General features: G+C 68.3%; 4 protein-coding genes and 3 pseudogenes. 4 read left to right on the forward strand and 3 right to left on the reverse strand.

Annotated features, from left to right (window positions below):
* Positions 1-327: pseudogene (locus ACWDYJ_RS35970) on the forward strand (hypothetical protein); the annotation flags it as partial.
* Between the two features lie 186 nt (positions 328-513).
* Here the strand turns inward: ACWDYJ_RS35970 and ACWDYJ_RS35975 are convergent.
* The gene (locus ACWDYJ_RS35975; RefSeq protein WP_451569814.1) at positions 514-804 is read right to left on the reverse strand and encodes a hypothetical protein; all 291 of its coding nucleotides are present in this window, start codon (positions 802-804) and stop codon (positions 514-516) included.
* 873 nt (positions 805-1,677) lie between these two features.
* On the opposite strand from ACWDYJ_RS35975, the gene ACWDYJ_RS35980 reads away from it, so the two are divergent.
* Complete coding sequence (locus ACWDYJ_RS35980) at positions 1,678-1,914, forward strand: hypothetical protein (RefSeq protein ID WP_451569815.1); 237 nt, start codon at positions 1,678-1,680, stop codon at positions 1,912-1,914.
* A 6-nt stretch (positions 1,915-1,920) separates the two neighbouring features.
* Positions 1,921-2,295, forward strand: a pseudogene (locus ACWDYJ_RS35985) (IS5/IS1182 family transposase); the annotation flags it as partial.
* Between the two features lie 664 nt (positions 2,296-2,959).
* On the opposite strand, the gene ACWDYJ_RS35990 reads toward ACWDYJ_RS35985, so the two are convergent.
* Positions 2,960-3,085, reverse strand: coding sequence for an HNH endonuclease (locus ACWDYJ_RS35990; protein ID WP_451569816.1), 126 nt, complete (start codon positions 3,083-3,085; stop codon positions 2,960-2,962).
* A gap of 367 nt (positions 3,086-3,452) precedes the next feature.
* Here ACWDYJ_RS35990 and ACWDYJ_RS35995 point away from each other — a divergent pair, with 367 nt between their 5' ends.
* On the forward strand, positions 3,453-3,653 hold the full coding sequence (locus tag ACWDYJ_RS35995; protein ID WP_451569817.1) for a hypothetical protein: 201 nt from the start codon (positions 3,453-3,455) through the stop codon (positions 3,651-3,653).
* A gap of 466 nt (positions 3,654-4,119) precedes the next feature.
* On the opposite strand, the pseudogene ACWDYJ_RS36000 reads toward ACWDYJ_RS35995, so the two are convergent.
* Positions 4,120-4,325: pseudogene (locus tag ACWDYJ_RS36000) on the reverse strand (IS982 family transposase); the annotation flags it as partial.

Raw genomic sequence — 4,325 nt, forward strand, 5'->3', positions numbered from 1 at the left:
GTCCCGCAGCAGGCCGTCACCCTCCTCCCTGCCGACAGCGCCGACGGCATCGGTACCGGCGGCGACGCCAATGCCGAGAACACCACGGTGGGCGGCGAAGCCACCGGCGGCAACGCCAATTCCGGTGTCGGCGAGTGCAAGGGCAAGTGCGAGATCAACACGGGTAACGCCACCGGTGGTAACGCCAGTGCCGACGCCATCAACCAGGGTGACGCCACCGCGGTGGGCGGAGACGGCACGGGTACGGGCGGGACCGTGAACAAGGTCGACAAGCAGGTGATCAAGAAGCAGCTCAAGGAGGACCTGAAGGCGAAGCTCGGTAAGTGAGGGCCGCCCGCGCCACCCTGAAGACCTGCCTACAGAACGCCACCGCCTAACCGCACAGCGAGGGCCCCGCACCGCGGGGCCCTCGCTGTGTCCTTCTCCTGCTGCCCCGGCCGATCGGGCAGAACACCCCTGACGCGTTGAATTTGGCTCTGCCCGGAGGGCCGTAAAAGGAGCTTGCCAGCTGTCTCAGTGTGTCTTGTGGCCGGGCGGGGGCCAGGATCCCGTTTCACCGGGATGGGGCCACAGACGGCCCACCATGACCGGCCGGGTCACCACGCCGCTGGCAACCTCCTGCACACGGACCACCAGACCGAGCCCGTTGACTCCAGGGTTCCCCTGCGGACCGTAGGGCACATCGAGCACCGCCCAGAGCGTCACCTGGGGCCCGTGGACCGCGTCGACCGCGACGCAGAACAACCGGCCGTCGATGGAGTAGGCATACACGGCAGGCTCCGCACACCCCGTGCCGAACTCCACGCCGAGGCTCCCGAAACGAGGGGTCAGCCTGGAACCGGCGCAGTTCGGTCATGCCCGGCAGCACTGCGGCGACCTCAGTGATACGCATGCCGAAACACAGCGTCCCGACGCCTTCCAGGGGGCATCAGCTCGAGATCGTTCACGGGGCTGTGATTGATCGTCGTCGGCGCATAGCCGGCCCTGAGGCAGGGCTCACCGCCGGTCACCTGCCGCCCGTCCTGATGCGGCTCGGACACGACCCAGAACTGCTCGACCTGCCCACGGCGCCCCGCTGGGCGTCGGTGGCGTCCCATTCATCCAGCGTCCGCCGCTGACGCGGCCCCGGTGGCCGGCGGACGATTCGCAGCCGCCCCGTTCGGACTGATCCGCTTCGCCCGCCCCATGGCCGAGGGCGACGCTGACGAGCCTCCCACCGCGAACGACTGGCTGATGAATCTCTCGGAGCCCAAGCCCCGGGACCGGTACGCGCCCCACCGTTACCAGGTGACGGACCCGGGGCTCGACCAAGGCGCCGTCAAGGTCCGCCACAGGGAACCCCGACGTGCTGCTTCCTCCAGCCCGGCACCAGGAGCACCGACCCGCGAGACTGCCCCGGCCTGACCAGATGGGGCCCTTTCGAACTCGGCAGCCTGATGCGGCAACCGGCCTGGCACCGGCCGCGGCGTACGCCATCTCCTACGCGGAGGCTGACACTGAGCTGACGGCGGCCCGAGAGACGGCGAAGGCCGCGCGCGACGAGTCCGTCGACGCCGCCGCTACACGGAGCACACCGTCAGCCCCGGGCAGAGGATCTTACGCGGCCCGCTTCCGCCCGTAAGTTCGCGTCCGGCTGCAGCCGCAGCCTCGGCGACGCTGCGCATCCTGGCCAGTGCGGTGATCCGCGACGACGCCACCTTCAGCGGCGGCAAGCTCGCCTCGTGGAAGGCGGGTCGTGACGTCGAGAAGGCTGCCAAGGAAGCTTTCGAGCACGCCGGCCTCGGTCCTGACCCGGCTGCGGTGGAGCACCTCACCCGCGAGTTGACCGTAGGGCTGGCCGACATGACCCCGCGCACCACCGAGCAGGCCAAGGCATTGGCGGCCGAACAAGGCGAGCACGGCCGCCTGGTGTGAGTCCGCGACCACACGCTGCTGCCCGCCACCCCGACCGCTTCACCGGCCTGGAAGAAGCCCTGGGGCCGCTGCCCGAGCACCCGCGACTGAGCCCGGACGCCGGGTACGACTACAGCATGGTCCACCTTGGCCTGGAGGCCAGAGGGATCGTCGGTCAGTTCGCCGAGCGTGGTACGGAGACCCGATCCCGGCCGGGGACGCCGGGTGGTCGAGCGCACGAACTCCTGGATGAACAACTTCGGCAGGCTCCGCCGCTGCACCGAGCGACGAAGAGCCTCCATCGAGTTCTTCATCGCCCTGGCCAGCACGATCACCACCGTCGGCTGCCTGATCCGACGCGCCTGGCCCCTCTGTCGCTGGGACACCCGCCCACGAAGCCCCGCATCCGATGACCCACTGAGAGAGCCTCTTACCGTCCTGAGGCCGTCCGCTCCGCAATCCGCCCTCGCTGTCATCATGGTGGGCGTGAGTTCCTTCGAAGCGATACCCGACGCTGGCCAGGTACATGCACGTTGGAGTGCCCGCGAGGCGCCCTACGGCGACTTCATCGTGTTCTCCGACGGCTCGCTGTCAGTGATGACGCTTATGCGGTTCTCCCCGCACGACCGACGGGATGACCCCCGGGCCGAGGACTGGCAGTGGTGGGAGCTCTTGCGAGCCACCGCGTGGACCCCCAGCGACTGGACGGACATCGACTTGACACACGCCTCGTGCACCTACCTCGGAAGCCGTGCCCTGAGCGGCGAGGCACTGGACCACGGGAGTATCGGCTGGGTCGCCCTGACCCGGGACGACGACGAAGGCACCTTGGAGTGGCTGGCAGTCTCCTGCTCCTCCAACCCGTTCACCGAGGTCACCTTGGACGCGACCTCGGTGACCGCCACCAGCACCGCAGGCCGCATCTGGACCTTCCCCCGAGACGCCCCGCATCAGGTGAAGATCACAGAGGATCCCACCTACCTCTGGCTCCGTGGCTGACGCATGGATCGCCGCCAGCGATACCCGCCTCTCAAGCATGCCGCGAGGCCTTCGCAGGTCAGCAAGGTCATGTGGTTCGTTCGCCGTCGCCAGTGTGGTGCTGGCGACGGCATTCGGAATGCACGAGGCGAAGGTTGGTCCGCTCGTCGGTGCCGCCGTCTCGCCGGTAGGTGAAGTGATGCTTGTGGAGCATCTCCTCCGAGGCCGCGAGCCAGTTGATCCACTCGCGTGGGCCGTGGCTGCCGATGCTCGCCCTGGGCGGCAAGCCCCAGCACTGGGAGCCTCGCAGACTACGGCTCCACCTGTTCTCCGCCACCGCCCTGCCATCACCGGCCCGACAAACCGAAACGGGCCGCCAGCGAATCCGACGACGACCCGTCACGAGAGATCGAGGCTAGGGGCTTCGGCACACCATCAACTACCTGACTTCAGCCACATGGCCGTGTCCGGCCCCGCAGCAGCGCACACGGTTGTCCCCGCTGACCCTGGCATGTCTCCCGGGGCGCAACGCATTGAACTGGCTGGGGCGCCCGCCCAACCGTAGTGACGGAGAGCGGGTCATGGTCGGCTACTACGCCGGGTACAGCCGCACCGACGGCCACCGTGACGACTTTGACGGGACGCCGCGACAGGTCGATGTGGTGCACGCGGACACGGGGCAGTACCCAGCGGTCATCGCCTGCGACCACGCGGACGGCTGGGTGGATGGCAGCGGCTCGACCACGGCCAGTCCCCACTGCAACGGCTGCCTGAATGGGTGACGACGGCCTGTGACCGTCACCGGTCTGGAGCGTTCGAGCAGTGCCGCCACCCGCCTGCTTCACCACCCAGAACGAACGGTGTCCAGGGCAGCCGAACGGGTGAGGGACCACAGCCGTTTGGAGGGCCTCCCTCTATCGGACGGACCCCCGACAGCGCGTCTTACGGCAGTGGGTAGCCGCCAACGCCGGCGTAGACCGAGTCGGCAACTGGCCGTTCCTGCTCTGTACCGTCCGAGGGGTGGTCGGCGACTCGCCGAACGAGGTGAAAACCACGGCGGCGGCAACGATGAGTCGGCGGGCGCGTGAGAGCACCAGCGAAGTCCTTCCGATGGGTGAAGTGGGACGGGGCGGCAGGGCGCTGAGGCCCTGTCACATGCGCGTCGATGCCGCATGCCGTACGGATGGCGTCGACCTGGCGCGGGAAACAGCCTCGGACACAGCTAGACGAGTAAGTCCGAAGTCTTCGTCAGTGGTCGTAGGCGATGAGTGATCGTGTGATGGCTGTGCCGTTGGTCCGGTTGTGCCAGATGGCTGCGGTCAGGGTGAGGATGCGTTGTCCGACGCGGGCCAGGACTCCGGCTGGGGTCCTGGCTCCGTGGCGTTCGAGGTCCAGCTGGCCTTTGAGGGTGTCGTTGACCGACTCGATCAGCTGCCGGATCGGCTTGAGCAGGT

The organism is Streptomyces sp. NPDC003042 (assembly GCF_053591315.1).

Coding starts and splice junctions, on each gene's coding strand:
- ACWDYJ_RS35990 (WP_451569816.1), bottom strand. CDS start 3,085: ATGCTCCACAAGCATCACTTCACCTACCGGCGAGACGGCGGCACCGAC.
- ACWDYJ_RS35995 (WP_451569817.1), top strand. CDS start 3,453: ATGGTCGGCTACTACGCCGGGTACAGCCGCACCGACGGCCACCGTGAC.